We start from the raw sequence: 23255 nt of genomic DNA, 5'->3' as shown, positions 1-23255 counted from the left end.
CGGGCATTCCGCCGGTGAGAACGATCGTTCTCGCGGTGCTGGCTACGATAGGAGAATCATCGTTCTCGCGCAAAGGGCACGGCAGATGGAGCACGAAGACCCGCGGACCCGCATCCTCGACGCGGCCGAGGAGCTGTTCTACGGTCAGGGCATCCAGGCGGTCGGCATGGACGCCGTCCGGTCCGCCTCCGGCGTGACGATGCGCCGCCTGTACCAGCACTTCCCGTCCAAGGGCGACCTGGTCGAGGCCTACCTGCGGCGCCGCGACGGCCGCTGGCGGGCGAACCTCGCGGTGTACGTCTCGCGCAGCGGCGGTTCCCCCCGGGACCAGCTGCTCGCGGTCTACGACTGGCTCGGCCGTTGGTTCGCCGAGCCCGGCTTCCGCGGCTGCGCGTTCGTCAACTCCCTGGGCGAACTGGGCGCCACCACCCCGGCCGTAGCGGCCGCCGCCCGGCACCACAAGGAGGAGTTCGGCGGCTACCTCGCCGGCCTGGCCGAGGCGGCCGGCGCACCGCCCGCCACCGCCGTCCACCTCACCCTGCTCGCCGAGGGCGCCATCACCTCGGCCGCCGTCCACGGCGACCCGACGGCCGCCGCCGACGCCAAGGAGGCCGCCCGGCTGCTCCTCGACGCCGCTCTGGCGGGGGTCTGAAGACGGACCCGGGGGCCGTGGAGGCGGCAGCCGGCCGGCCGACGTCCGGCCGCCCGTCGGTGGCGGCGGCCGGATCGGGGCCCGGTCCCCCATCCCGGGCCCCGGAGCCCGGGTGTCAGCCGATCGTGTAGCCGGTGCCGAAGGCCGTGATCGTGAACGGGCCGTCGAGCTCGTAGTTGCCGGTGGCGGCGATCCGGCGCAGGCACTCGACGCGGTCCACCGACTTGCGCCACTCGTCCGCGGTGGAGGAGTCGGCCGGGTTGGTCAGGTCGTCGATCCGGACGTCGAAGAAGGCGTTCAGCCAGGCGCGCTCCCCGACGGCGGACGGCGGGCCGACCTTGTCGTCGGTCCGGCCGATCAGCGCGGGCAGGGAGTCGTACGCGCCGTCGTTGCCGTGCTGGATGGAGGCGTCGTAGAGCTCGGCGCGGGCCAGGGCGGTGGTGAGGCCGAGCCGGTCGGCCTGGTCCATCGCGGGGGTGAAGTACCGCTGGTCGACCTGGTCGTCCTGGACCTGCCGGAAGGCGGGGTCCCCGAGCCGCGTTCTTCAGGGCGCGCGTTTATCGGCCATTGATCGTCACCGCCTAGCGTCGGGCGCATGGACGAGAGAGCGGCCGAGCGGCCGGGGGCGGTGCCCGAGGGGTGGATGACGGAGCAGGACGCCGAGCGGTTCCGGCAGTTGCTGGCGGGGTTGGAGCAGTCGCTGGCGGCGGACCGGGAGGCGGCACGGCGTGATGCCTGAGGTCGCCGGGTGGCGCCCGGTGGCGGTGCTGCCGCTCTGGCGGCGCGGCGAGCACGAGGAGCGGGAGAACGCGGACCGACCCGGGGTGCTGCGGGGGCACTCCGGGCCGGCGGTGGTCGATCAGTGGCAGGAGGTCGCGGGACCGGCGCTGCCGCCGGAGCTGCCGATGGCCTGATGCCTGGTCAGCTGCAATCGCACCCGCAGTCACAGCAATCGCAGCCGTCACAGCAGTCACAGCAGTCGCCGCAGCCGTCGCAACCGCTGCAGCAGTCACAGTCGCAGCAGTCGTGCCGGTCGCAGAAGCCCTTGCGGCGCTCGCGGCTGAACGGGTCGTTGTGCTCGCAGCAGAGCAGCTGGCAGGTGCAGGCCATCAGCGCCCACACCGCGCACCCGGCGAGCAGGTTGCGGGGGTGCGGCGGCTTCGAGCCTGGCGGGGTGAAGCCGGGCCCCTGTGGCACCCACGGCGGGGCGGGCGCGCCCGGGTCCTCACCGGGCGGCGCCTGGTGCGGCGGTGCCTGGTGCGGGTGCTCGGCCGAGACGCCCGCGGTCGCGCCGTGCCCCGCACCGCCCTTGGTGCGGCAGGCCGCCGCGTGCCGGGCCCCGAAGACCCGCTCGACGGCGCGCTCGGTCTCGTGCGCGAGCAGCACGCGGACGAGCGCGCGGTCGGTCAGCTCCACCTCGCGCAGCGCGAGCCGGATGCCGTGGACGGCGTCGCGGCAGAGCCGTTCGGCCTCGGCGCGGTCGGTGCCGGTGGCGGTCAGCGGGTTCCAGGCGCCCGAGGCGGCGTCGGCGGCCTGGTCCTCGGCGGCGTCGAGGAGGTGGGCGAGCCGGCCGAACAGCCGGCCGGCCTCGGCGAGCGGGGCGGCGTTGCCCGGGCGGCCGGCGATCACGGCGGTGTGCGCGAAGGCGGCCGAGGTGGCGGTCTCGGTGGGCTCGGTGACCAGCAGGACGGATCCGCCGGGCCGCAGCGAGCGCTCCAACTCGCCCTGCCGGGACGCTGCTTCGAGCAGCACGCCGGTGTCGAAGCCGACCGTCGAGGCGCTGCCGGCGCTCTGCCGGTCCCAGCGCCGGGTGACCGCCCGGGCCCCGACCGCGACCGGGCGGCGGGCGAAGACGCCGTCGCGGTCCTCGACGTGGTCGCGGATCTTCACCGAGGCGAGCGCGAGCGAGACGGCGGCGGCGAGCCGGGCGCCCTCACCCCTGGCGACGGACGCGGTGCGCATGCCGCGCAGCGGGCAGGGCCCGGCGGTGCGCCGCCAGGAGGAGTCCTCCCGGGCGGCCTGGGCCTCGACCAGGACGGAGATGATCAGACCGTCGTAGTTGGTGGCGGTCCGGGCGAGTTGCCCGTGGTCGTCGCGCAGCGCGAGGCAGAGCCCGCACAGGTGCGCCATCCACGAGCTCTGGAGCCGCTCCGACAGCCGGTGCCTGCACGGTCTGATGATGCCGAACACGATCGTCCCCCCTCGCCGTTCGGGCCGCTGACCGGCCACGATTCGCCGCACATCATATGAGCGGCGGCGCCCTGGGCCGAGTCCGTGACGGGCAGTGAAGCCACGCTCCCACCGCCCGGAGCGGTCCGGACCGGTGCCCGCGGAAACCCGGTGAGTGGATCTCATATCCGGGATAGCATCGCGAATATGGGAACCGAAGCGGCCGCCGACGAGCGGCTGGCACAGCGACTCGCCGAGCTGAGACTCGAACGCGGGTGGACCTTGGAGGAGTTGGCCCGGCTGGCGGACGTCAGCCGCTCGACGCTGTCGCGGGTGGAGCGGGCGGAGGTCAGCCCGACGGCCGCGCTGCTCGGGCGGCTGTGCGCCGTGTACGGGCGCACGATGTCGCGGCTGCTCGCCGAGGTGGAGGCGGGCCCGGCACGGCTGGTGCGGGCCGCGGAGCAGCAGGTGTGGCGGGACGGAACGACGGGCTTCGTGCGCCGGTCCGTCTCGCCACCGCACGGCTCGCTGCGGGCGGAGATCATCGAGGGCCGGCTGCCGGCCGGCGCCGACATCGACTATGACCGCGCCTGCCTGCCCGGCCGGGAGCACCACCTCTGGCTGTTCGAGGGCCGGTTGGAGCTGACCGTGGACGGCGAGGCGCAGCTGCTCGCCCCCGGCGACTGTCTGCGCTACGTCTCCGGGAGCACCCGCTTCCGCAGCCTCGGCCCGGGCGAGGCCCGCTACGCGCTGGTGGTGGTCGACCAATGAGCGCCACCACCGGCCCGATAGCGAAGGAACGCTTCGACGCCGCCGGGCGCCGCGTCCTGCTGGTCTGCGTCGCGGGCGGGTTCACCACCCTGCTCGACCAGTCCGTGCTCAACACCTCCATCCCGGCCCTGCGCGAGACCCTGCACGCCGCCCCCGCCGACCTCCAGTGGATCGTGGCCGGCTACTCGCTCGCCTTCGGCCTCGCCCTGATCCCCGGCGGCCGGCTCGGCGACGTCAAGGGTCGCAAGTGGTTCTTCGTCGCCGGGCTCGCCCTGTTCACCCTGGTCAGCCTGGTCTCCGCGACCGCCACCGAGCCCTGGGTGCTGATCGCCGCCCGGCTGGTCCAGGGAGCGGGCGCGGGCCTGGTCAACTCCCAGATGATCGGCACCCTCCAGGACGTCTTCGACGGCCAACTCCGGGCCCGCGCCCTGGGGATGTACGCCGTCACCGGCGGCCTCGCCTTCGCTCTCGGCCCGCCCGTCGGCGGCGCGGTGCTCGCGGCGGCCGGCCCCGAGCACGGCTGGCGGATCACCTTCCTGCTCAACGTCCCCTTCGGCCTGGCCACCGTCGTCCTGGCCGCCCGCCACCTGCCCAGGCCCCGCCCCAGCGCCCGGCAGACCAACCTCGACCTGGTCGGCCTGCTGCTGGTCGGCGCGCTCACCCTCGTGCTGATGCTGCCCTTCGTCCGGCCGCCCGGCTGGACCGGCTGGCTCGCCTTCGCGGCCGCTGCCCTCCTGCTGCTCGGCGCACTCGCCTGGTGGCAGCGCCGCTACGCCCGCAGCGGCGGCCGGCCGCTGATCCACCCCGCACTCACCCGCTCCGCCCCGTACGCGCTCGGCACGGCGACGGCGATGGCCCAGTTCGGCTCCTCGCTCGCCGCCTCGCTGGTCCTGACCATGTTCCTCCAGGACGGCCTCGGGCTCTCCCCGATGGGCGCCGCGCTCGTCTCCCTGCCCTCGGCCGTCGCCATGGGCGTCGCCTCCGCACTGGCCTGGCGGGTGGTGCAGCGCTTCGGCCGGCGCACCGTCACCGTCGGCATGGTGGGTTCCGCCCTGACCATCCTCACCGGCGGACTCCTCGCGCACGGCACGCCCGCCGCCGTGCTGCCCTGGCTGCTGGCGCTGCTCCAACTCCTCGGCGGCGCCTCGATCGGCCTGATGGGCTCCACCAACCAGGCCTACGTGCTGCGCCACGCGCCCGCCGAGGCGGCCGGGGTGAGCGGGGCGATCCTGCAGATGGCCCAGCGGATCGCGGCCGCCGTCGCGATCTCGGCACTGTCCGGCGTCTACCTGCGGGAGACCGCCGCGGGCGGCGGCCACCGCTCCGCCTTCCTCGCCGCGAGCGTGGTCTGCGCGGCGGTGGCCGGGCTCGCCGTGCTGGCCTCGGTGTTGGCCGGCCGCGCCGCGGCCCGGGAGCAGCACGAGGCCGACCCGGTCGCGCTGAGCCGAGGGCGAACGCCCGTCCGATGACAGCGCCCGAGGCCGTACGGTGATCGCCATGATCACCGTACGAACCGTGGACCTGCCCGAGGTGACGCTCGCCTACCGCGAGAGCGGCCGCGCCGACGGCCCGCCACTGGTGCTGCTGCACGCGCTCGGCGAGCGCGCCTCCGACTGGGACGTCGTGCTGCCCGACCTCGCCCCCGGCCACCACGTGTACGCCCTCGACCTGCGCGGCCACGGGGACAGCGGCCGAGCCGGGACCTACAGCCTGGAGGCGATGCGGGACGACGTGTTGGCCTTCCTGGACGCGCTCGGGCTGGACCGCGTCGACCTGGTCGGCCACTCGATGGGCGGCGCCGTCGCCCAGCTCCTCGCCCAGGCCGCGCCGCAGCGGATCGGCCGGCTGGTCCTGGAGGAGATCCCGGCGCTGTACCCGCGCCCCGCCGGCGCGGTGCCGGAGGACCCGGACCAGGACGTCCACTTCGACTGGGCGATGGTCCGAGCCGTCAAGGCCCAGCTGGACAGCCCCGACCCGGCCTGGCGGGAGGGGCTGGCGCGGATCACCGCCCCGACCCTGGCGGTCGCCGGTGGAGCGGCCAGTACCGTCCCCCAGGAGCGGATCGCCGAGCTCACCCGGCGGATCCCGGACTGCCGCCTGGTCACCGTCGAGGCCGGGCACCTGGTGCACAGTGCCCGGCCCGCGGAATTCGTCGCCGTGGTGGCGCCGTTCCTGGCCCTCCGTTCCTGGCCCGATCCTGGCCCTCTGATCCTGTCCCGCTGAGGATCAGACGCCCTGCTCGGCGGGCAGCCGCCCGCTGCGCACGGCCGCCAGCAGATCGGCGTGGTCGGCCTCGGTGCGGTCCGCGTAGGAGACGGCGAAGGCCGCCACCGCCTCGTCCAGCGCCTCGCTCTTGCCGCAGTACCCGGCCAGCAGGCCCGGGTCGGCGGTGTGCGCGTGCGCCCGGGCCAGCAGCGCGCCGGTGATCCGGGCGTAGTCGTCCAACTGCGCCGGCAGCAGCGCCGCCGGGTCCACGCTGCCCTTGCGGTTGCGGAACTGCCGTACCTGGTAGGGGAGTCCGTCGACCGTCGTCCAGCCGAGCAGGGTGTCGCTGACCACCTGCATGTGCTTCTGGCCGAGGACCACCCGGCGGCCCTCGTGCCCGTCCTGCCCGCCCCGCGGGAGGTGGGGCAGCAGCGCGGACGGACGGGCCTCCTTCACCTGCAGCACCAGCGGCTGGTCCCGGTGGTCGGTGAGCAGCACCACGTACGAGCGGGTGCCCACACTGCCGGTGCCCACCACCCGGAACGCCACGTCCTGCACCCGGTACCGGGACAGCAGCGTGCGCACCTCGGCGGGCACCGTCTCCACGTACGGGCCCAGCGCGTGGGCGACGGCCCGGGCGGTCGCGTCGGTCACCTCGGTCAGCACCGGGGGAGCCGCGGTGAAACGCCAACCGCCGTCCGCCGTACGGGTGGTGCTGCGGGCGGCGAACTTCGCGCTGGTGTTGCCGAGCGCCTTGGCGCCGACCTTGCGCAACACGTCCGCGAGGTCGTGCGCGTCGGCGAAGGAGACCAACTGCTCGTCCGCGACGGCGTTCCAGGCGTCCAGCGCGGGCAGCTTGGCCAGCGTGCGCAGGGTCCGGCGGTAGGCGGCCGACACGTGCGCGGCGGCCTCCCGCGCGGTGCTCTCACTCGCCCCGGTCTCCCGGCCGGCCAGCACCAGGCTGGCGGCGAGCCGCTTGAGGTCCCACTCCCAGGGGCCCGGCACGGTCTCGTCGAAGTCGTTGATGTCCATGACCAGTTGGCCGCGCGCATCGCCGTACAGGCCGAAGTTGGCCGCGTGCGCGTCGCCGCACAGCTGCGCCTCGACCCCGGTCACGGGGGTGGACGCCAGGTCGGCGGCCATCAGCCCGGCCGAACCGCGCAGGAACGCGAACGGGCTCGCGGCCATCCGGCCCACCCGGATCGGCACCAGCTCGGCGATCCGGCCTGCGTTCGACGCCTCGATCGCCTCCACGGCCGTCGGCCGCCCGGCGGCCGGGGCGAACTCCGCGTGCCGCTCCCGGGGCACCCGCGCCCGCAGCTCCTTCCCCCGCTCCCGGGCCCGCCCGTCCTGCGCGGAGGCGAACCCGGCCACCGCGAACCCGCGCCGCGCCTGCGTGGGCGCGCCCTCCGCGCCGCGCTGCGCCACGACCGCCGTCCCGCCCCGGCCCTCCGCCGCTCTCGGCTCCGCCCCGTCCACTGCCTCGGTTCTCCGCGCCACCGCGCCCCGCCCGTCCCTTCCGGTCCTCACCCGCCCGCGACCTGCGCGGATGGTTCATCGGGGGGAGTGACGTACGGGGCCGCGCGGTGGTTCCTGAGCGGCGTGGGGTGCGTGGGAGGCGGAGAGCGGCGCGAGCCGGGGTCGCGTGAGCGTAGTAACTGACGAACCGTCAGAGCGGCAGCAGCTCCGGCCGCTTGGGCTCGACGTGGTCGCCCGAGGACTCGCCGCGCAGCCGCCGTCCGACCCAGGGCAGCAGGTGCTCGCGGGCCCACTGGATGTTCTCGCGCCGCTGGTCGGCGGGGTGAGCACGCGGGCGTCCGGCCAGGGGGCCTCCGGGTCCTGCTCGGTGGCCAGGCCCAACGAGCGGGCGGCCAGCAGGGCGACCCGCTGATGGCCCTCGGGGGAGAGGTGCAGCCGGTCCTCGCTCCACGCGCGGCGGTCCTGCACCGAGCGCAGCGACCACAGGTCGGCGACCTTGCAGCCGTTGCGGTCGGCGACGGCCCGCATGTGGCCGTTGTACGTGGCGATCTTGCCGCGCAGGTGCTTGAGCAGCGGCACGTCGCGGGTGTCGAAGCCGGTGCAGATCAGCACCGTCCCGGCGGATTCGGCGAGTCGGGCGACGGCCGCCTCGAAGCGCTCGGCCACCTCGTCCGGGTCGGCGCCCGGCCGCAGGATGTCGTTGCCGCCGGCGCAGAAGGTGACCAGGTCGGGCTGGAGCCGGCGGACCTCCGGCACCTGCTCGGCCGCGATCTGGTCGAGCAGACGGCCGCGCACCGCCAGGTTGGCGTAGCGGAAGGCGCCCGGCGGTCGGCCGTCGGCGAGCATCCCGGCGAGGCGGTCGGCCCACCCGGCGTACCTGCCGCCGACCCCGGGGTCGTTCAGGCCTTCGGTGAAGCTGTCCCCGAGGGCGACGTACGAACTGAGGTCAAGGGTCTCCTGGAGGTTCGGCATGAAAGAGATAGTTCACCCCATCAAGTGACCTACGCCACCGTAGGTGACCGTGGCGGCACGTGAGATGGACCACGTACCCTCTTGGACCCCGCTTGGACCCCTCCTCGATCCGTCGTCGGCCCGCCGCGCAGCCCAGAGCGCCCTGCGCCGGAAACCACAAGATCCGTCCCCCCTTCCGCTTTCGGGCCCGCCCGGCCGATGCTCGAAGGGAGCGGCCGCCCCGGCCGCAGTCCTCCCGGGGGAAGGCATCCATGGCCACGACCACGCGTTCCGACGGACCCGAGACCTGGTCCATCGACGACCGCTGCACCAACTGTGACGTCGCCCGGCAGCTCGCGCCGGGCCTGATCCGCGAGCAGGACGGCCGCTCCGCGCTGATCCGCCAGCCGCGCGACGAGGCCGAGCGCCGGCAGCTGCGGGCCGCCGCCCACGCCTGCCCGACCCGCTCCATCCGCCCCGGCACCGGGCTGCTCGACCCGGCCACCGACCCGTTCCCGCTCGCCCTCACCGAGGAGGTGCTGCTGCTCGGGCACAACTCCCGGATGACCGCGGGCGCCAACTCCTACCTCTGCCGCCGACCCACCGGCTGGGTGATGATCGACACGCCCCGCTACAGCACGGCCCTCGCCGACCGCTACGCGGCGCTCGGCCCGGTCACCGACGTCCTGCTGACGCACCGTGACCACGCCCGGCACGGCCGGGAGTACGCCGACCGGCTGGGTGCCCGGCTCTGGATCCACGAGGGCGACCTGGACGCCGCCCCCGACGCCGACCGGGTGCTGCGCGGCACCGAGCCCGTGGAGATCGCCCCCGGTCTGGTCGCCCACCCCTTCCCCGGCCACACCCTCGGCAGCGTGCTCTACGTCGCCGAGGAGCGGTACTGCTTCAGCGGCGACAGCCTTTACTGGTCCCGCACCACCGGGGACGTCGAGGTGCAGGAGGCCGTCACCTGGTACTCGATCGAGGAGCAGGCCGCCTCGCTGGCGCGCAGCCTGGGCGTGCTCCGCTTCGAATGGCTGCTGCCGGGCCACGGGGAGCGGCACCGGATGCCCGCCGAGGAGGCGGACCGCCGGCTGCGTGCCCTCGCCGCCCGCTGCGCCCAACTGCGGCCCGGGCCGGTGGACTTCGGCGCGGTCCGTTGGTAGCGGGCCCGTCCTCGGGTGCCGGCCCCGGGTAGGGAGGCAGCCGCCGAACGCATGTGCGCCGGGGCTCGCGCCGGGTGCGCGGGGGCGTGCGCCCAGCGGGGGCGCCCGCGCGGGTGTGCGAACGGTCGAGCCGGGGCAGCCGCCTGGGGGACGGAGCGGGGGCCGCAGCGACGGCACCCCGTAAGACCCGTAAGCCCCGTAGGACCGTAAGCCCCGTACGACCGTAAGCCCCGTACGACCGGAAGACCGGGACGACGACCCGGACGACCCCGAACTCCCCGCGATCCAAGGACGGACGAGCCATGCCCCCGCAGACCCCGGAGCGCACCGCCACGCCGCGGCGCTACCTGATGTGCCGGCCGACGCACTTCACGGTGGACTACGCGATCAACCCGTGGATGGACCCGGCCCAGCCCACCGACACCGCCCTGGCCCTGCGCCAGTGGGAGCGGCTCCACCGCACCTACCGCCGTCTCGGCCACACCGTCGAGCTGATCGACCCGGTGCCCGGCCTGCCCGACATGGTCTACGCCGCCAACGGCGCGACCGTGCTGGACGGCCGGGCCCTGGTGGCGACCTTCCGCTATCCGGAGCGGGCGGCCGAGTCGGATGCCTACCAGGCCTGGTTCCGCGAGCGCGGCTACCGGGAGGTGCGCCGTGCGGGCCACGTGAACGAGGGCGAGGGCGACCACCTGGTGGTGGGTCGCCGGGTGCTCGCCGGGACGGGCTTCCGCACCTCCCGCGCCGCGCACGCCGAGGCGGGCGAGCTGTTCGGTGTTCCGGTGGTCAGCCTGACCCTGGTCGACCCGCGCTTCTACCACCTGGACACTGCGCTGGCCGTCCTCGCCGACGACCACGTCATGTACTACCCGGAGGCCTTCGACGCCGACAGCCGGGCCCTGCTGCGGCGGCTCTACCCCGACGCGATCCTCGCCGACCGCGCCGACGCCGAGGTGTTCGGGCTCAACGCGGTCTCGGACGGCCGGCGGGTGCTGCTCCCGGAGACGGCCAAGAACCTGGCGGGCCGGCTGGTCGAGCACGGCTACCAGCCGATCCCGGTGGACGTCTCCGAGCTGCTGAAGGGCGGCGGCGGGGCCAAGTGCTGCACCCTGGAGCTCAGGCCTTCCTGAAGTCCACTGTCACCGGCGGAAGTTCCACGGCGCGCGGGAGCCGGGCCGGGGCTGAGCTACTGGCGGATCTGCCGGGCGGCGCCGTCGGGCAGTTCGGTGCGAACGGAGACGTACTGGCCGGCCCGGCCCGGCCCGGCCCGGCTCGATGCGAGGGGAAGGCCGTCACGGCGAATCGGTCGAATCTGAACAGTTGGCGACATTAACGGTCAGCTCCTGACGGCTGGTCAGGCAGGCTTCTACGCTTCCCCCGGCTCTGAGCCCGTACGGCCGACCCCCGACGTACCGACGTCCCCGCTGGAGAGATCCGTGAGAACACGCCGAGCACCCCGTCGCACCGTGACGGCCGTGACCGCGATAACCGCGGCCACGGCCGCACTGCTGTCCCAGCCGGCCACCGCCGCGGCCGCCGCGCCGCCGCCGACCGTCACGGCCCAGGTGCCGGTGGCGCCCTACCCGGCGGGCGTGGCCCTGGCGCCGGACGGCGGCCGCGCCTACGTGACCAGCCAGAGCAGCGGCACCGTCAGCGTCGTGGACACCGCGAGCAACACCGTCACCGGCAGCTTCACCGCCGGCACCGGCTCGTACGCGGTCGCCCTCTCGCCCGACGGGCACCGCGCCTACCTGACGCACCACCTGGACAACACGGTCAGCGTCGTGGACACCGCGACCGACACCGTCACCGCGACCGTCCCGGTCGGCTCCCAGCCCTGGGGCCTCGTCCTCTCGCCGGACGGCTCGCGCGCCTACGTGAGCAACGCCGCCGCCAACACCGTGAGCGTGCTGGACACCTCGTCCAACGCGGTGACCGCGACCGTCCCGGTCGGCGCCGAGCCGCACGGCCTGGCCGTCTCGCCGGACGGCAGGCGGCTGTACGTGGCGGCCTCCGGCGACAAGGCGGTGAACGTGATCGACACCGTGGGCGGCGCGGTGGCCGCCACGGTTCCCGTCGGCCACAGCGCCTTCGGCCTCGCGCTCAGCCCGGACGGCGGCAGTCTCTGGGCGGCCGACGCCGACGACAGCACCGCCGCCGTGATCGACACCGCCGCGAACGCGGTCCTCGGCACCGTCCCGGTCGGCTCCGGTCCGTACGCCGTCACGGTGGCCCCGGACGGCACCGCCGCGTACGTGTCCAACTACGCCGACAACACGCTGAGCGTCGTGGACACCGCGAGTCGGACCGTCACCGCCACCGTCCCGGTGGGCGCGAGCCCGTACACCCTGGCGCTGACCGCCGACGGGCGGCACGGCTACCTCGCGGACTTCACCGGCGGCGCCGTCCAGGTACTGAACTTCCCGCTGCCGGTGCCGGCCGTGACCGCGGTCAGCCCGAACGGCGGCTCCGGGGCGGGCGGCACCACGGTGACGGTCACCGGGACCGACCTCAACGGCGCCACCGCCGTGACCTTCGGCGCGGCCGGCCCCGCCACCGCGTTCAGCTGCACCAGGACCAGCTGCACCGCCACCGCGCCCGCCACCACCGTGACCGGAGCGGTGGACGTCCGGGTCACCACGCCGGGCGGTACCAGCGCGGCCGTCGCCGCAGACCGCTTCACCTACACGGCGCCGAGCGCCCACCTGGCCGTCGCGCTCACCGCGACCCCGGTCACCCAGCTGCTCGCGAGCCGCGTCGACTACACGGTCACCCTCACCAACCAGGGCCCTGACCAACTGACCTCGGCCACCGTCGCCGCGGCCCTGCCCAGCGGGCTGACCGCCACCTCCACCGACTGCTCGATCGCCGCCGGCAAGCTCACCTGCACGCTGGCCGCACCGCTCGCCAAGGGTGCGAGCACCACCCGGCACTTCTCGATCAACGTCGGCCTGCTCTCCCTGGTCCGCAGCTGGGACGTCACCGTGGCCCGCACCGCCGGGGTGCCCGCCGACCCCTCGCCGGCCACCAGCAAGGACACCCGCAGCTGCTCCTCCGTCCTGGGGCTGATCATCACCTGCACGTAGCCGCCCGACCGTCCCGAGGACGAGCGCGCCGAGGACGAGCGCGCCGAACATGAGCACACCGAGGACGGGCGGCGCGCCGAGGCCCCGCCGGAACCCGAGACGTTCCGGCGGGGCCTCTCCCGTCGGCGGTGCTGGACGAAACGTCCGAGCCGGACGTACAGTCCAGGCATGCCTCCGGACACCCCCGCCCCGCCTTCGGACGCCCCCGACCCACGGGTGCGGACCTTCTCCCCGGTCTGCCGCGCGGTGGCCCTGCTGCTCGGCCCCTACGCCGAGGTGGTGCTGCACGACCCCACCACCGACCGGGTGCTGGCCATCTGGAACCCGATGACCCCCCGGGCCCCCGGCGACCCGTCGCTGCTCGGCGAACTGGACGAGATCGACCCCTCCGCCCCCGACGTCTACGGCCCGTACGAGAAGCTGCTGCCCCACGGGCGCCGGCTCTCCTCGGTCAGCGCCGTGCTGCGCGACGACGCCGACCGGCCCGCGGCGGTGCTCTGCGTCAACCTCGACCGCGGGCCGTTGGAACAGGCCGCCGCCCTGCTGGCCGGCTTCGCCGCCCCCACCGCTCCGCGCCCCGAACCGCTCTTCGAACGCGACTGGACGGAGCGGATGAACGACGTCATCGGCGGCCACGTCCGCGCGCAGGGCCGCCCGCTGGAGCGCTTCACCCGCGAGGACCGGCTCGCCGTGCTGCGCGAACTGGACGAGGCCGGGGTGTTCGCCGTCCGCCGCGCCGTGCCCGCCGTCGCCACCGCACTGCGGATCTCCCGCTCCACCGCCTACAGCCTGCTCGCCGAGGTCAAGCACCCCGCCGGCCCCGCGCTCGCCGCGGGCCCCGCAAGCCCCGCAAGCCCCGCAGGCTCCGCACGTCCGGCAGGCTCCGCAGGTCCGGCAGGCTCCGCAGGTCCCAGGAAGGACAGGAAGGAATAGCCCCCATGCCCCAGCTCCCCGACTTCCGGCTCGAAACCCACTTCTCGCGCTGGGAGTTCACCGCCCGCCACCACCTCACCGCCTCCGACGCGCAGACCATGACCATGGCCGAACTGCTCGCCCTGGCCGGCCCCGAGGACCGCGAGGCCTGGGACACCCTCGCCCTCGGCTACACCGAGACCTTCGGCGACCCCGGGCTGCGCCGGGCGATCGCCGGGATGTACGAGCGGATCGACGCGGACGACGTGATCTGCTTCGGCGGCGCCCAGGAGGGGATCGACCTCGCCATGCGGGTGCTGCTCGAACCGGGCGACCACGCGGTCGTGCTGACCCCGAACTACCAGTCCGCCGAGACCATCCCGCTCTCCCTGTGCGAGGTCACCGGCGTCGCCCTCGACGAGCGGCGGGACTGGGCGCTCGACCTCGACGCGGTCGAGGCGGCGCTGCGCCCGAACACCAAGGTGCTGTCGGTCAACTTCCCCAACAACCCGACCGGCGCGGTGATCGACGCCGCCGACTTCGTCCGGCTCGCCGAACTCTGCGACGAGCGCGGCATCCGGCTGTTCTCGGACGAGGTCTACCGCGGCCTGGAACGCGACCCGGCCCGCACCCTGCCGCAGGCGGCCGACCTCTCCGAACGCGCCCTCTCGCTCAACGTCACCTCCAAGTCGCTCGGCCTTCCCGGCCTGCGGATCGGCTGGATCGCTTGCCGAGACCGGGAGTTGCGCTCCCGGCTGGAGCGGGCCAAGCACTACGCCACGATCTGCAACTCGGCGCCGAGCGAGGTGCTGGCCCGGATCGCGATCACCGCCCGGGAGCGGATCCTGGAGCGCAACCGCGGCATCATCGCGGAGAACCTGCCGCAGTTCGACGCCTTCTTCGCCGAGTTCGCCGACCTCTTCGAGTGGCGCGCCCCGGAGGGCGGCTGCGTCGCCTACCCGCGCTACCTCGGGGCGGACGGCGTGGAGGAGTTCTGCACGGCGCTGATCGAACAGGCGGGGGTCCTCCTGCTGCCCGCGAGCATCTTCCGGTCCGAGCTGACCCCCACCCCGACCGACCGCTTCCGGATCGGCGTCGGCCGCCGCGACCCGGCCCCGGCCCTGGACGCGCTCGCCGACTGGCTCCGCAAGCGCTGACCCGCCGGACCGCCGGCTGGTGGACGCAGCCGACCGTGGTGCCCGAACACCGGGGCGCCGGCCCACCGACCTCCTCGGTGGACCGGCGCCCCGGTCGTCACGGCTGCCGTGGCAGCTCGTGGGCGCTCAGAGCTTCTGCCAGGTCGGCTTGGCCGCGTAGGTGTCGCGGAAGTAGTCGGCGAGCTTGAGGCGGGAGGCGGCGGCCTCGTCGACCACCACGGTGGCGTGCGGGTGGAGCTGGAGGGCCGAGGCGGGGACGGCGGCGGACAGCGGGCCCTCGACGGAGAGGGCGACGGCCTCGGCCTTGGCCTCGCCGGTGGCCAGCAGGACCAGGTGGCGGGCCTCCAGGATGGTGCCGATGCCCTGGGTGATGACGTGGTGCGGGACCTCGTCGATGCTGTCGAAGAAGCGGGCGTTGTCCTCGCGGGTCTGCCGGGTCAGGGTCTTGATCCGGGTCCGGGAGGCGAGCGAGGAGCAGGGCTCGTTGAAGCCGATGTGGCCGTCCGTGCCGATGCCGAGCAGCTGGAGGTCGACGCCGCCGGCCTCGGCCAGTGCGCGGTCGTAGGCGGTGGCCGCGGCGGCGATGTCGGTCGCGTTGCCGTCCGGGCCCAGGAAGGAGTCCCCGGTCAGGCCGAGCGGTTCCACGACCTCGCGCAGCACCACCGAGCGGTAGGACTCCGGGTGGCCGGCGGGCAGGCCGACGTACTCGTCCAGCTGGCAGATCCGGGCCCGGGAGGCGTCCAGCCGGCCGTCGCGGACCCGCGCGGCGAGGGCCTGGTAGATCGGCAGCGGGGTCGAGCCGGTCGCCACGCCGAGCAGGGCGTCCGGCTTGTCGGTCAGCAGATCGGTGATCGCCGCGGCGATGAGTTCGCCGGCCGCAGGGGCGTCAGGGACGATCACGATTTCCATACTGGGTCCACCGTTCTGAGGCGAGGCTGAGGTCTAGACCTCCGAGGTCTAGACCAGTTTGCCGCGAACAGGTGCCCCAGGTCCACCCGGGCCAGGTCAACGGCGCTCCGAGGGGCTGGGGAGCGGTCGGGTCGGCCGCCGGGAACGGGGGTCCCGGCGGCCGACCCTGGGGGAGGCGCCACTGTTCGGTCGTTCAGCGCGCGGCTCGTCCGTTCAGTGCGCGGCTCAGTTGATCAGCGCCCGGTGGTGCGGGTTCAGAAGGGGCCGGTACACGTGGTGACCTGCTTGGCCGTGTCCAGAGCCGGGCCGGCGGTGGCGCAGATCATCCGCAGGTCGGTGGTGGTGACGCGCGGGGTGACGGCCTTGGCCGAGCCGAGCCGTACGGTGACGGCCGAGGCGGCGGTCTCCCACGGGCTGCCCCAGGCGGCCTGGGTGCGGACCTCGACCCGCACGATCGTCAACTGGGCCGGGTCGGCGGCGACCTGGGCGACGCCGACGATGCCCTCGCCGTCGACCTGCGGCGAGACGCAGGGGCGGTTGAGGACCGTGGTGCAGGCCGTGGTGCCGGGCTCGGATGTGGCCGTGGCGGCCATGGCCGGGGCGGCCGTCAGGCCGGTGATCCCTGCCACCGTCATCATCACAGCTGCGATCCGAGTGCGCATGATTTGAACCTCCTTGGAAATTAAGGTGATCTCACTCCTTGAGATGAGTCTTGCACACAATGTGAACATCCGATGGTGTGCGTTACGTCACACTGATGGTGACCGTTCAACTACATACTGCAACATTCGCCGACTGTTCGACATCCGGCCAACTCGCTGCCTGACGGATGATCAGTTCGGGCGGCAGCACCATCCGCGACGGCAACTCAGGTGCGGCCCGGCCGGGTTGGCGGTGCCCCGTCACTCGTCCGGGTGGCGGTGTGCCACCCGGACGAATCGGGCGGATACCATCGACCCGATCCCACGGAGGTGGCTGCGTGGACACGGTCATCGTGCAACTCCCCGGTCCGGGGCCCGAGATGGCGCCCGGCGGGGCACCCGGCCTGCTGCGGATGGGCCCCGGCGAGGCCGCGCCGTTCGGGCGCGGCGAGCCCGGCCGGCCGCTCCCCATCCCGCTGCCCGACCAGGGCGTCTCCCGCCGTGCGGGCGAGGTCGTCGCGGCCGAGGACTACTGGCGGCTGTCCAACTTCAGCGCCTCCGCCACCTACGTCGTGGAGAACCTGGAAGGCGCCGGGGAGCACATCAAGGTGGCGCCCGGCCGGCTGGGCGCGCCGGTGCCGTTCGAACTCTCCCGGGTGCTGCTGCCCGCCCTCGGCGAACCCGCCTCCTTCAAGGTCTTCGCCCCCCAGCACGCCTACCTGGACGGCCGGCCGGGCGGGGCCGACGGCGAACACACCGTCAGCCCCTTCGCCCTCGACCCGACCGCCAAGTACTTCCTGGTGCTGCTGGCGCTCTGCGAACCCCGGCTGCGGTCCCCCTCCGCCGCCGCCGTCCCCGGCGCGACCGAGGTGCTGGCCCGGCTGCGCGCCCTGCCCTCCTGCCGCGGGCTGACCCGCTCGGCGGTGAACTACCACATCGACTACCTGGTGGAGACGAAGCTGCGGCTGCGCGAGCCGTACGAGGAGGGGCCGGGCGGCGGCAAGCGCGAGGAACTCGTCTCCCTGGCACTGCGGTTCGACCTCGTCCGGGAGGAGCACCTGCCGCTGCTCCCGCCCCGGCGCCCGGTCGCCCGGCCGTGACGCCCGCCCGGCCCGACCCGCCGCACCCCGGCAAGCAGCCCCCGGACCGGCGCCCGGATCCCACGAACGACCCCGCCGGCCCGGAGCCCCCCGAAGGCCTCGACCTCCCCGCCGACTACCCGATCGCCGGCTACCGCACCGGCGCCTTCCTCGGCGCGGGCGCCTGGGGCAGCGTCCACGCCGCCGAGGGCCCGGACGGCACCCCGGCCGCCGTCAAGATCCTCGGCGCCGCCCGGTTCAGCCCCGGCCAGCGCCGGACCGTGGTCCGGATGGCCCGCAGCGAGCAGCGCTTCAGCCGCCTCGCCGACCACCCCCACCTGATCCGCACCCTCGCCGTGGTCACCGTCGAGGACCCGGACCACCCCGATCTGGACGGCGCCGTCGCCCTGGTGATGGAGCGCGCCGCCCGCAGCCTGCAGGACGTCCTGGCCGAAGCCCGCCCCGGTACGGCGGTGCCCGGCGCCGAGCGGATCCTCGCCGAGGTGTGCGCCGGGCTGACCCACATGCACCGGGCCGGCTGGGTACACGGGGACCTGAAACCGGCCAACATCCTCCTGATGCCCGACGGCACCGCCAAGATCGCCGACTTCGGCCTCACCGCCGAACTGGAGGGCACCCACGCCTACGCCCCGCCGCTGGGCTCGCCCGACCACGTCCCGCCCGAATGGTGGTCCCAGCGCACCGGCGCGCGCGGCATCGCCGTGCGCCCCAGCGCGGACATCTGGGCGTTCGGCGTGATCGCCCACCAGCTGCTCACCGGTGGCCTGCACCCCTTCCTCGGCGCCACCGCCCGGGCCCGTTCGCTGGCCGCCCAGGCGTACGCCCGCGGCGCGGCCCCGCTGCGGACGGACGAGGCGCTGCCGCCGCGCTGGCGGGCCGTGGTCGCCACCTGCCTGGCCCCCGGACGCGAGGAGCGCGCCCGTACCGACCTCGCCGCGCTGGTCGCCCGCGCCACCGCCCGCCCGGCCCGCAGCCGCCGCACCGTCGTACGGGCCGGGGCGGGCCTGCTCGCCGCAGCCCTCGCCGTCCTCGCGCTGGCCGGGGCGCCCGAGCCTGCCGGGCCGCCGCGCCACCGCGCCCCGCCGCCGCTGACCGGCGCGATCCCGGCCGGCTCGGACGTCCCACCCGCCTACCGGGGCATGATCGAGGTCGCCGCCCGGCGCTGCCCCGAACCGGAGGTCACCCCGGCGCTGCTGGCCGCGATGCTCAAGGCCGAGAGCGGCTTCGACCCGAACGCCGCCCGCCCGGAGACCGGCGAGTACGGCATCGCCATGTGGACGCCCGCGGTGTTCGAGGCCTGGGCCAAGGCGGCCACTCACGCCGGCCCGAAGTCCTACCTGGACCCGGGGGACGCGATCGCCGCCATGGGCAACTACGTCTGCTGGCTCGACCAGCAGCTCAAGCACGACGGCTTCACCCGCGACCTGCCCGCCCTGGTCACCGCCGCCTACCGGACCAGCGACAAGACCGTGACGGCGGCCGGCGGCGTGCCGGAACGGGTGCGGCCGCATGTCGAGCGGGTGCTCCGCTACCTCGCCGACTACGGCGGATGAGGGCACCTACCGGGACGAGTCGGGCCACATCCACCCGGAGCACGGCGCGGGCGCCCGGGTGACGGCGACCCCGTCTGGGATCCTCTGCCGCATGATCACGAAGCTCCGCGCGGGTGCCGCGCAATGGACCGTCGTCGTTCCGGTGGTGTCGTTCGTCGTCCTCGCCCTGACCTGGCACGAGGACCTGCCCGGCTGGGTGGTGGGCGTGGTCGCCTGCTTCCTGGTGGCCGCCGTGTTGTCCGCCGTGCACCACGCCGAGGTCATCGCGCACTGGTCGGGGGAGCCGTTCGGATCACTGGTGCTCGCGGTGGCGGTCACCGTGATCGAGGTCGCCCTGATCGTGACGCTGATGGCCGACGGCGGGGCGAAGTCCTCGACCCTGGCCCGGGACACCGTCTTCGCCGCCGTGATGATCACCTGCAACGGCATCCTCGGCCTCTCCATCCTGGTCGCCGCGGTCAAGTACCGCACCGCCGTCTTCAACGCCGAGGGCACCGGCGCCGCGCTCGCCTGCATCGCCGCCCTGGCGACCCTCAGCCTGGTGCTGCCGACCTTCACCACCAGCTCCCCGGGCCCGCAGTTCTCGACCACCCAGCTGACCTACGCGGCCACCGCCTCGCTCGTCGTCTACGGGATGTTCGTGGCCACCCAGACCGTCCGGCACCGCGACTACTTCCTCGCCGTCAACACCGAGGGCCGGGTGCTGGACGAGGAGGAGCACGCCACCCCGCCCACCCTCCGGGCCGCCGGGGTCAGCCTGTTGCTGCTCGGTGTCGCACTGGTCTCGGTCGTCGGCCTGGCCAAGGGCGTCTCGCCGACCATCGAGAAGGCGGTGGAGGACGCCGGCCTCCCGCACGCCGTCGTCGGCGTGGTGATCGCCATGATGGTGCTCCTGCCGGAGACCATCGCGGCGCTGCGCGCGGCCGTCCGCAACCGGGTGCAGACCAGCCTCAACCTGGCCCTGGGCTCGGCGCTCGCCAGCATCGGCCTCACCATCCCGGCGGTCGCGATCGCCTCCAGCTGGCTGCCCGGCCCGCTCGTGCTCGGCCTGGACCCGGCCCACATGGTGCTGCTCACCCTGACGGTCGTGCTGGGCATCCTCACCGTCATCCCGCGCCGGGCGACACCGCTGCAGGGGGCGGTGCACCTGGCGGTGCTGGCGGGGTACGTGGTGCTGGCGGTGAACCCGTGACGGCGGGTCGTCCGTAGTCCCGGATGGAAGCCCCTGGCCCGTTCCCCCGTGCGGCCAGGGGCTTTTGGCGTCCCCGGACCGTCCCGCGTCCCCGGACCGGGGCGGGAGAGCGTGAACCGATCGGGGCCGGCCGGCCGTGGAACGGGGAGAGAGCACCTGGTCCGCCCCCGTGGCCGGGGGCCCTCGTCGTCCCGGCGCCGTCGGCAGCGCCCTCGGTCGTGAAGCCCCGAGGGTGCAGGCGCCTCCGGACGAGCCGGAGCCCCTGACCCCGCAGCTGCTCGCGGAGTCAGGGGCTCGGGCCTGCCCTGTGACAGGTCGGCGCCTCAGGAGGGCCGATGGCTTAGGGCCGGTGCCTCAGCGCCGGTGTCTCGGCGCCGAGAGGCCGGTGCCTCAGGAGGAGGTGCGGCGACGGCGGGTGTAGACCACTGCGCCCGCGCCGCCGAGCAGCAGGACCGTACCGGCGCCCGCGTACAGCAGGGTGCCGTCGCTACCGGTGCTGGCCAGGTTCTTGCCGTCCGAGGTGGCGCCCGGGATCGGGGTCGGGACGCTGACCTTGGCGGGCAGCTGCAGCGGCGCGTCCGGGCTGACCTGGGTGTCCGTGGTCGGCGTGTGGACCGGCACGGTGGCGGTCGGCGGGGTCGACGGGCCCGGGTTCGGGGCGTCGGTCGGCTCGTCGGTGGCCGGGGCCGTGGGCGCAGGGGTGACAGGAGCCGAGGTGGTCGGCGCCGGGGTGGTCGGCGTGACGCTCGGGGTCTCCGACGGCTTCGTGGTGGGGGTGGCGGTCGCGGGCGCGCTCGGCGAGGCCGGAGCCGACGGGGTGTGCGACGGCGTGGTCGGCACGGTGGTCGGGCCGGACGACGGGGTCTTGGTCGGGGTCGGCTTCACGGTCGGCGAGGGCTTGCCGGTCGGGGCCGGGGTCTCACCGCCGCAGTCGACCTTGAAGACCTTGTGCTTGGGGTTGTTGAGCTGCGGGTCCTTCGGCAGCTCGCCGCCGACCAGCTCGACGGACTGCCAGTACAGCTTGTAGTGGCCGTCCGGCAGGTGGATGTCCTCGGTGCGGACGTGGCCCTTGCCGTCCACCGGGAGGTCGCCGTACGCGACGAGCTTCTCCTTGGGGCCGCCGCCGACGGTGGTGATCGCCCAGATCACGTCCTGGTTTGCGTCGAAACCGAAGGAGTCCAGGTAGAAGGTGCAGACCTTGGGCTCGTTGCGGACGTCCTCCTGGCCGGTGGCGGCGTCGTGGATCTTGACGGTGCCGTTGTTGCCGGGGGCTCCGCCCTTTCCACCGCCGCCCGCGGCGGCGTGGGCGGCGGGGGCGAGCAGCATGAGGGCGGCGGCGGTCGGGACGGCCACCAGGGTGCGTGCGGTGGTGGAGCGGATGCGCATCGGCGTTCCATCGGGTACGGCAGGCCGGGGACGAGCCTGCGCAGCGGGAGGGAGCCCCCGGTCGGACGGCCGGCGGGGGCCGGAGCCGTACGAGGGAGGGCACAAAAGTTCCCGCAGCGGGAAACGTGACGCAAGGGCGGTTTGGCCGAAATGCATCGCTGTGCACGGTTGGTCCGATGAGTTCGTTACAACGATCCGATCACCCGGTTGTCATGGATTTGTGCACGGTCCGACCCCCGGAGGCCGGTGCCGCGGTCAACTCCGCACTCCGGTCCGGCGGGTGAATCCGCGGAGCCGCGGTGGCCGGTATTGACCGGTCCCGGCGAGCGGCCTGCGTGTCGGGGCGGCGGGCGGGCACCGGGGTTCTCTATCGTCCGTCTGGAACCGCCCAGTCCGCCCAGTCCGCCGATCCCGTTGCGCATGCGACCGATCCGACCCGTGGGAGAGTGCGATGCCCGGCCCAGAGCAGACCGCCGAGGAGAGCGCCGACGTCATCGTGGTCGGGGCCGGCCCGGCCGGCTCCACCGCTGCCGCCCACCTCGCCCGGACCGGCCTGGACGTCCTCCTGCTGGAGAAGTCCGCCTTCCCGCGCGAAAAGGTCTGCGGGGACGGCCTCACCCCGCGCGTCGTCAAGCAGCTGACCGACCTCGGCATCGACGTCTCCGAGGAGGCCGGCTGGCTGCACAACCGCGGCCTGCGGCTGATCGCCGGGCGGCGCTCGCTGGAGTTCGACTGGCCCGAGCTCTCCGCCTTCCCCGGGTACGGACTCGTCCGCCGCCGCGCCGACTTCGACCAGCTGCTCGCCCGCAAGGCCGCCTCCCTTGGCGCCCGCCTCGTCGAACGCGCCAACGTGGCGGGCCCGTTGGTGGACGAGCGGACCGGACGGATCACCGGGGTCACCGCCAGACTGGGCGAGGAACGCCGGCCGGTCGCCTACCGGGCCCCGATCGTCGTCGCCGCCGACGGCAACTCCACCCGGCTGTCCGTCGCCATGAAGCGCTACCGCCGCACCGACCGGGCGATGGGCGTCGCCTACCGCACCTACTTCACCACCCCGCGCCACGCGGACCGCTACCTGGAGGCCTGGCTCGACCTGCGCGACCCCGCCGACCCGGCCGGCCGCGTCCTGCCCGGCTACGCCTGGGTGTTCGGCATGGGCGACGGCACCGCCAACGTCGGCCTCGGCGTCCTCGACACCGCGAACACCGACGTCGACTGGCGCGAGCTGCTGCGCCGCTGGTGCGACCGTCTGCCGCCCGCGTACGGCTACACCCCCGACGCCGTCACCGAACCGATCCGCGGCGCCGCCCTTCCCATGGGCCTCAACCGCCAACCCCACTACGGCGACGGCCTGTTGCTCGTCGGCGACGCCGGCGGCACGGTCAGCCCGGGCACCGGCGAGGGCATCGCCTACGCGATGGAATCCGGCCGCTACGCCGCCGAGACCATCGTCCAGGCCCTCGCCCGCCGCACCGACCGCGGCCGCGAACTCGCCCTGCACGGCTACCCGCAGGCGCTGCGCTCCGCCTACGCCGGCTACTTCGCGCTCGGCCGGCTCGCCGCCGGCCTGCTCGGCCGCCCCAAGCTGCTCGGCACCGCCGGGGCCGCCGGACTCGGCCACCCGGCGCTGCTGAAGGTGGCGTTCCGGCTGATGGTCAACCTGACCGAGCCCAACTCCAAGGACGCCCTCGACCGGCTGCTCCACCTGGTCGGACGGGTCGCGCCGGGGCGCTGACGGGACGCTGACGGGGCCGCCGGGGCCGTTCAGTCATCCGGATGACTCGGATCACTCGGATGATGCGGATGACCGGCCCCGGCGCCCCCGGGCTGGCCGAAACCGGGGATTCCGGTCGGTGCACCGCCACGTCGTGTTGACGAATGATCAGCAGATCCGCTTGCCTGGTGCCGAACCAGCCACGGAGGGTG

General features: G+C 74.4%; 20 protein-coding genes and 2 pseudogenes. 15 read left to right on the top strand and 7 right to left on the bottom strand.

Features of this window, described 5'->3' with window-relative positions:
• Nucleotides 1-85: 85 nt before the first annotated feature.
• Nucleotides 86-652: a TetR/AcrR family transcriptional regulator gene (locus CRP52_RS01775; RefSeq protein WP_097234738.1), complete on the top strand. Its 567-nt coding sequence runs from the start codon at nt 86-88 to the stop codon at nt 650-652.
• A gap of 115 nt (nt 653-767) precedes the next feature.
• On the opposite strand, the pseudogene CRP52_RS01770 reads toward CRP52_RS01775, so the two are convergent.
• Nucleotides 768-1172 (bottom strand): annotated as a pseudogene (locus tag CRP52_RS01770) (chitosanase); the annotation flags it as partial.
• Nucleotides 1173-1247: 75 nt separating this feature from the next.
• On the opposite strand from CRP52_RS01770, the gene CRP52_RS37985 reads away from it, so the two are divergent.
• Nucleotides 1248-1391, top strand: coding sequence for a hypothetical protein (locus CRP52_RS37985; protein WP_179852649.1), 144 nt, complete (start codon nt 1248-1250; stop codon nt 1389-1391).
• Nucleotides 1384-1566: a hypothetical protein gene (locus tag CRP52_RS01765; RefSeq protein WP_097234736.1), complete on the top strand. Its 183-nt coding sequence runs from the start codon at nt 1384-1386 to the stop codon at nt 1564-1566. The genes CRP52_RS37985 and CRP52_RS01765 overlap by 8 nt, the downstream gene beginning before the upstream one ends.
• Nucleotides 1567-1573: 7 nt before the next feature.
• Here CRP52_RS01765 and CRP52_RS01760 read toward each other — a convergent pair whose 3' ends face one another.
• Nucleotides 1574-2842 carry a DUF5685 family protein gene (locus tag CRP52_RS01760; RefSeq protein ID WP_097234735.1) on the bottom strand — a complete coding sequence of 423 codons (1269 nt, stop codon included), beginning with the start codon at nt 2840-2842 and terminating at the stop codon, nt 1574-1576.
• Nucleotides 2843-3028: 186 nt separating this feature from the next.
• On the opposite strand from CRP52_RS01760, the gene CRP52_RS01755 reads away from it, so the two are divergent.
• Genes CRP52_RS01755 through CRP52_RS01745 form a run of 3 tightly spaced genes read left to right on the top strand, consistent with a single transcriptional unit; the run spans nt 3029 to nt 5815 of the window.
• Nucleotides 3029-3592, top strand: a complete 564-nt coding sequence (locus CRP52_RS01755) for a helix-turn-helix domain-containing protein (protein ID WP_097234734.1) — start codon at nt 3029-3031, stop codon at nt 3590-3592.
• Nucleotides 3589-5061 (top strand): MFS transporter, encoded by a 1473-nt coding sequence (locus tag CRP52_RS01750; protein WP_097234733.1) that lies wholly within the window; start codon nt 3589-3591, stop codon nt 5059-5061. Before CRP52_RS01755 ends, CRP52_RS01750 begins: the two co-directional genes overlap by 4 nt.
• 28 nt (nt 5062-5089) lie before the next feature.
• Entirely contained in the window at nt 5090-5815 is a 726-nt protein-coding gene (locus tag CRP52_RS01745; protein WP_097239764.1) for an alpha/beta fold hydrolase, read from the top strand.
• A gap of 3 nt (nt 5816-5818) precedes the next feature.
• Here CRP52_RS01745 and CRP52_RS01740 read toward each other — a convergent pair whose 3' ends face one another.
• Both CRP52_RS01740 and CRP52_RS01735 read right to left on the bottom strand, forming a co-directional pair.
• Complete coding sequence (locus CRP52_RS01740) at nt 5819-7225, bottom strand: DUF2252 domain-containing protein (RefSeq protein ID WP_373560450.1); 1407 nt, start codon at nt 7223-7225, stop codon at nt 5819-5821.
• Between the two features lie 241 nt (nt 7226-7466).
• Nucleotides 7467-8248 (bottom strand): annotated as a pseudogene (locus CRP52_RS01735) (SGNH/GDSL hydrolase family protein).
• Between the two features lie 251 nt (nt 8249-8499).
• Here CRP52_RS01735 and CRP52_RS01730 point away from each other — a divergent pair.
• From CRP52_RS01730 to CRP52_RS01710, 5 genes are all read left to right on the top strand, one after another.
• Nucleotides 8500-9393, top strand: coding sequence for an MBL fold metallo-hydrolase (locus tag CRP52_RS01730; protein ID WP_097234731.1), 894 nt, complete (start codon nt 8500-8502; stop codon nt 9391-9393).
• Between the two features lie 302 nt (nt 9394-9695).
• Nucleotides 9696-10523, top strand: coding sequence for a dimethylargininase (gene ddaH, locus CRP52_RS01725; RefSeq protein WP_097234730.1), 828 nt, complete (start codon nt 9696-9698; stop codon nt 10521-10523).
• A gap of 345 nt (nt 10524-10868) precedes the next feature.
• A complete protein-coding gene (locus CRP52_RS01720; RefSeq protein WP_143685618.1) occupies nt 10869-12479 on the top strand; it encodes a beta-propeller fold lactonase family protein in 1611 nt (536 codons plus the stop codon).
• Between the two features lie 168 nt (nt 12480-12647).
• Nucleotides 12648-13412 carry a helix-turn-helix transcriptional regulator gene (locus CRP52_RS01715; protein ID WP_097234728.1) on the top strand — a complete coding sequence of 255 codons (765 nt, stop codon included), beginning with the start codon at nt 12648-12650 and terminating at the stop codon, nt 13410-13412.
• A gap of 5 nt (nt 13413-13417) precedes the next feature.
• Nucleotides 13418-14548: an aminotransferase class I/II-fold pyridoxal phosphate-dependent enzyme gene (locus CRP52_RS01710; RefSeq protein ID WP_097234727.1), complete on the top strand. Its 1131-nt coding sequence runs from the start codon at nt 13418-13420 to the stop codon at nt 14546-14548.
• Between the two features lie 126 nt (nt 14549-14674).
• Here CRP52_RS01710 and nagB read toward each other — a convergent pair whose 3' ends face one another.
• Both nagB and CRP52_RS01700 read right to left on the bottom strand, forming a co-directional pair.
• Nucleotides 14675-15457: a glucosamine-6-phosphate deaminase gene (gene nagB, locus CRP52_RS01705; RefSeq protein ID WP_097234726.1), complete on the bottom strand. Its 783-nt coding sequence runs from the start codon at nt 15455-15457 to the stop codon at nt 14675-14677.
• Nucleotides 15458-15711: 254 nt separating this feature from the next.
• Nucleotides 15712-16119 carry a hypothetical protein gene (locus tag CRP52_RS01700; protein ID WP_143685616.1) on the bottom strand — a complete coding sequence of 136 codons (408 nt, stop codon included), beginning with the start codon at nt 16117-16119 and terminating at the stop codon, nt 15712-15714.
• Between the two features lie 317 nt (nt 16120-16436).
• Here CRP52_RS01700 and CRP52_RS39105 point away from each other — a divergent pair, with 317 nt between their 5' ends.
• The 3 genes from CRP52_RS39105 (at nt 16437) to CRP52_RS01685 (ending at nt 19943) form a co-directional block, all read left to right on the top strand.
• Nucleotides 16437-17198, top strand: a complete 762-nt coding sequence (locus CRP52_RS39105; RefSeq protein WP_097234724.1) for a serine/threonine protein kinase — start codon at nt 16437-16439, stop codon at nt 17196-17198.
• Nucleotides 17195-18751: a serine/threonine-protein kinase gene (locus tag CRP52_RS39100; protein WP_257032228.1), complete on the top strand. Its 1557-nt coding sequence runs from the start codon at nt 17195-17197 to the stop codon at nt 18749-18751. The genes CRP52_RS39105 and CRP52_RS39100 overlap by 4 nt, the downstream gene beginning before the upstream one ends.
• A 91-nt stretch (nt 18752-18842) precedes the next feature.
• Nucleotides 18843-19943: a calcium:proton antiporter gene (locus CRP52_RS01685; RefSeq protein WP_097234723.1), complete on the top strand. Its 1101-nt coding sequence runs from the start codon at nt 18843-18845 to the stop codon at nt 19941-19943.
• A 390-nt stretch (nt 19944-20333) separates the two neighbouring features.
• Here CRP52_RS01685 and CRP52_RS01680 read toward each other — a convergent pair whose 3' ends face one another.
• The gene (locus CRP52_RS01680; RefSeq protein WP_097234722.1) at nt 20334-21329 is read right to left on the bottom strand and encodes an LPXTG cell wall anchor domain-containing protein; all 996 of its coding nucleotides are present in this window, start codon (nt 21327-21329) and stop codon (nt 20334-20336) included.
• Between the two features lie 451 nt (nt 21330-21780).
• On the opposite strand from CRP52_RS01680, the gene CRP52_RS01675 reads away from it, so the two are divergent.
• A complete protein-coding gene (locus tag CRP52_RS01675) occupies nt 21781-23064 on the top strand; it encodes a geranylgeranyl reductase family protein (RefSeq protein WP_097234721.1) in 1284 nt (427 codons plus the stop codon).
• Nucleotides 23065-23255: the final 191 nt, after the last annotated feature.

Origin of the sequence: Streptomyces sp. 1331.2 (assembly GCF_900199205.1) — a bacterium.
Taxonomy (GTDB): Bacteria; Actinomycetota; Actinomycetes; order Streptomycetales; family Streptomycetaceae; genus Kitasatospora.
The sequence above is the reverse complement of the archived record's forward strand: the minus strand, read 5'-3'. Positions and strand labels throughout refer to the sequence as shown.

What these genes read in the sequence shown, in the direction of transcription:
- ddaH (WP_097234730.1), top strand. Translation starts at nt 9,696, where the DNA reads ATGCCCCCGCAGACCCCGGAGCGCACCGCCACGCCGCGGCGCTACCTG.
- CRP52_RS01680 (WP_097234722.1), bottom strand. Translation starts at nt 21,329, where the DNA reads ATGCGCATCCGCTCCACCACCGCACGCACCCTGGTGGCCGTCCCGACC.
- CRP52_RS01775 (WP_097234738.1), top strand. Translation starts at nt 86, where the DNA reads ATGGAGCACGAAGACCCGCGGACCCGCATCCTCGACGCGGCCGAGGAG.
- CRP52_RS01765 (WP_097234736.1), top strand. Translation starts at nt 1,384, where the DNA reads ATGCCTGAGGTCGCCGGGTGGCGCCCGGTGGCGGTGCTGCCGCTCTGG.
- CRP52_RS01715 (WP_097234728.1), top strand. Translation starts at nt 12,648, where the DNA reads ATGCCTCCGGACACCCCCGCCCCGCCTTCGGACGCCCCCGACCCACGG.
- CRP52_RS01745 (WP_097239764.1), top strand. Translation starts at nt 5,090, where the DNA reads ATGATCACCGTACGAACCGTGGACCTGCCCGAGGTGACGCTCGCCTAC.
- CRP52_RS01710 (WP_097234727.1), top strand. Translation starts at nt 13,418, where the DNA reads ATGCCCCAGCTCCCCGACTTCCGGCTCGAAACCCACTTCTCGCGCTGG.
- CRP52_RS01700 (WP_143685616.1), bottom strand. Translation starts at nt 16,119, where the DNA reads ATGCGCACTCGGATCGCAGCTGTGATGATGACGGTGGCAGGGATCACC.
- CRP52_RS01675 (WP_097234721.1), top strand. Translation starts at nt 21,781, where the DNA reads ATGCCCGGCCCAGAGCAGACCGCCGAGGAGAGCGCCGACGTCATCGTG.
- CRP52_RS01750 (WP_097234733.1), top strand. Translation starts at nt 3,589, where the DNA reads ATGAGCGCCACCACCGGCCCGATAGCGAAGGAACGCTTCGACGCCGCC.
- CRP52_RS01755 (WP_097234734.1), top strand. Translation starts at nt 3,029, where the DNA reads ATGGGAACCGAAGCGGCCGCCGACGAGCGGCTGGCACAGCGACTCGCC.
- nagB (WP_097234726.1), bottom strand. Translation starts at nt 15,457, where the DNA reads ATGGAAATCGTGATCGTCCCTGACGCCCCTGCGGCCGGCGAACTCATC.
- CRP52_RS01730 (WP_097234731.1), top strand. Translation starts at nt 8,500, where the DNA reads ATGGCCACGACCACGCGTTCCGACGGACCCGAGACCTGGTCCATCGAC.
- CRP52_RS37985 (WP_179852649.1), top strand. Translation starts at nt 1,248, where the DNA reads ATGGACGAGAGAGCGGCCGAGCGGCCGGGGGCGGTGCCCGAGGGGTGG.
- CRP52_RS01685 (WP_097234723.1), top strand. Translation starts at nt 18,843, where the DNA reads ATGATCACGAAGCTCCGCGCGGGTGCCGCGCAATGGACCGTCGTCGTT.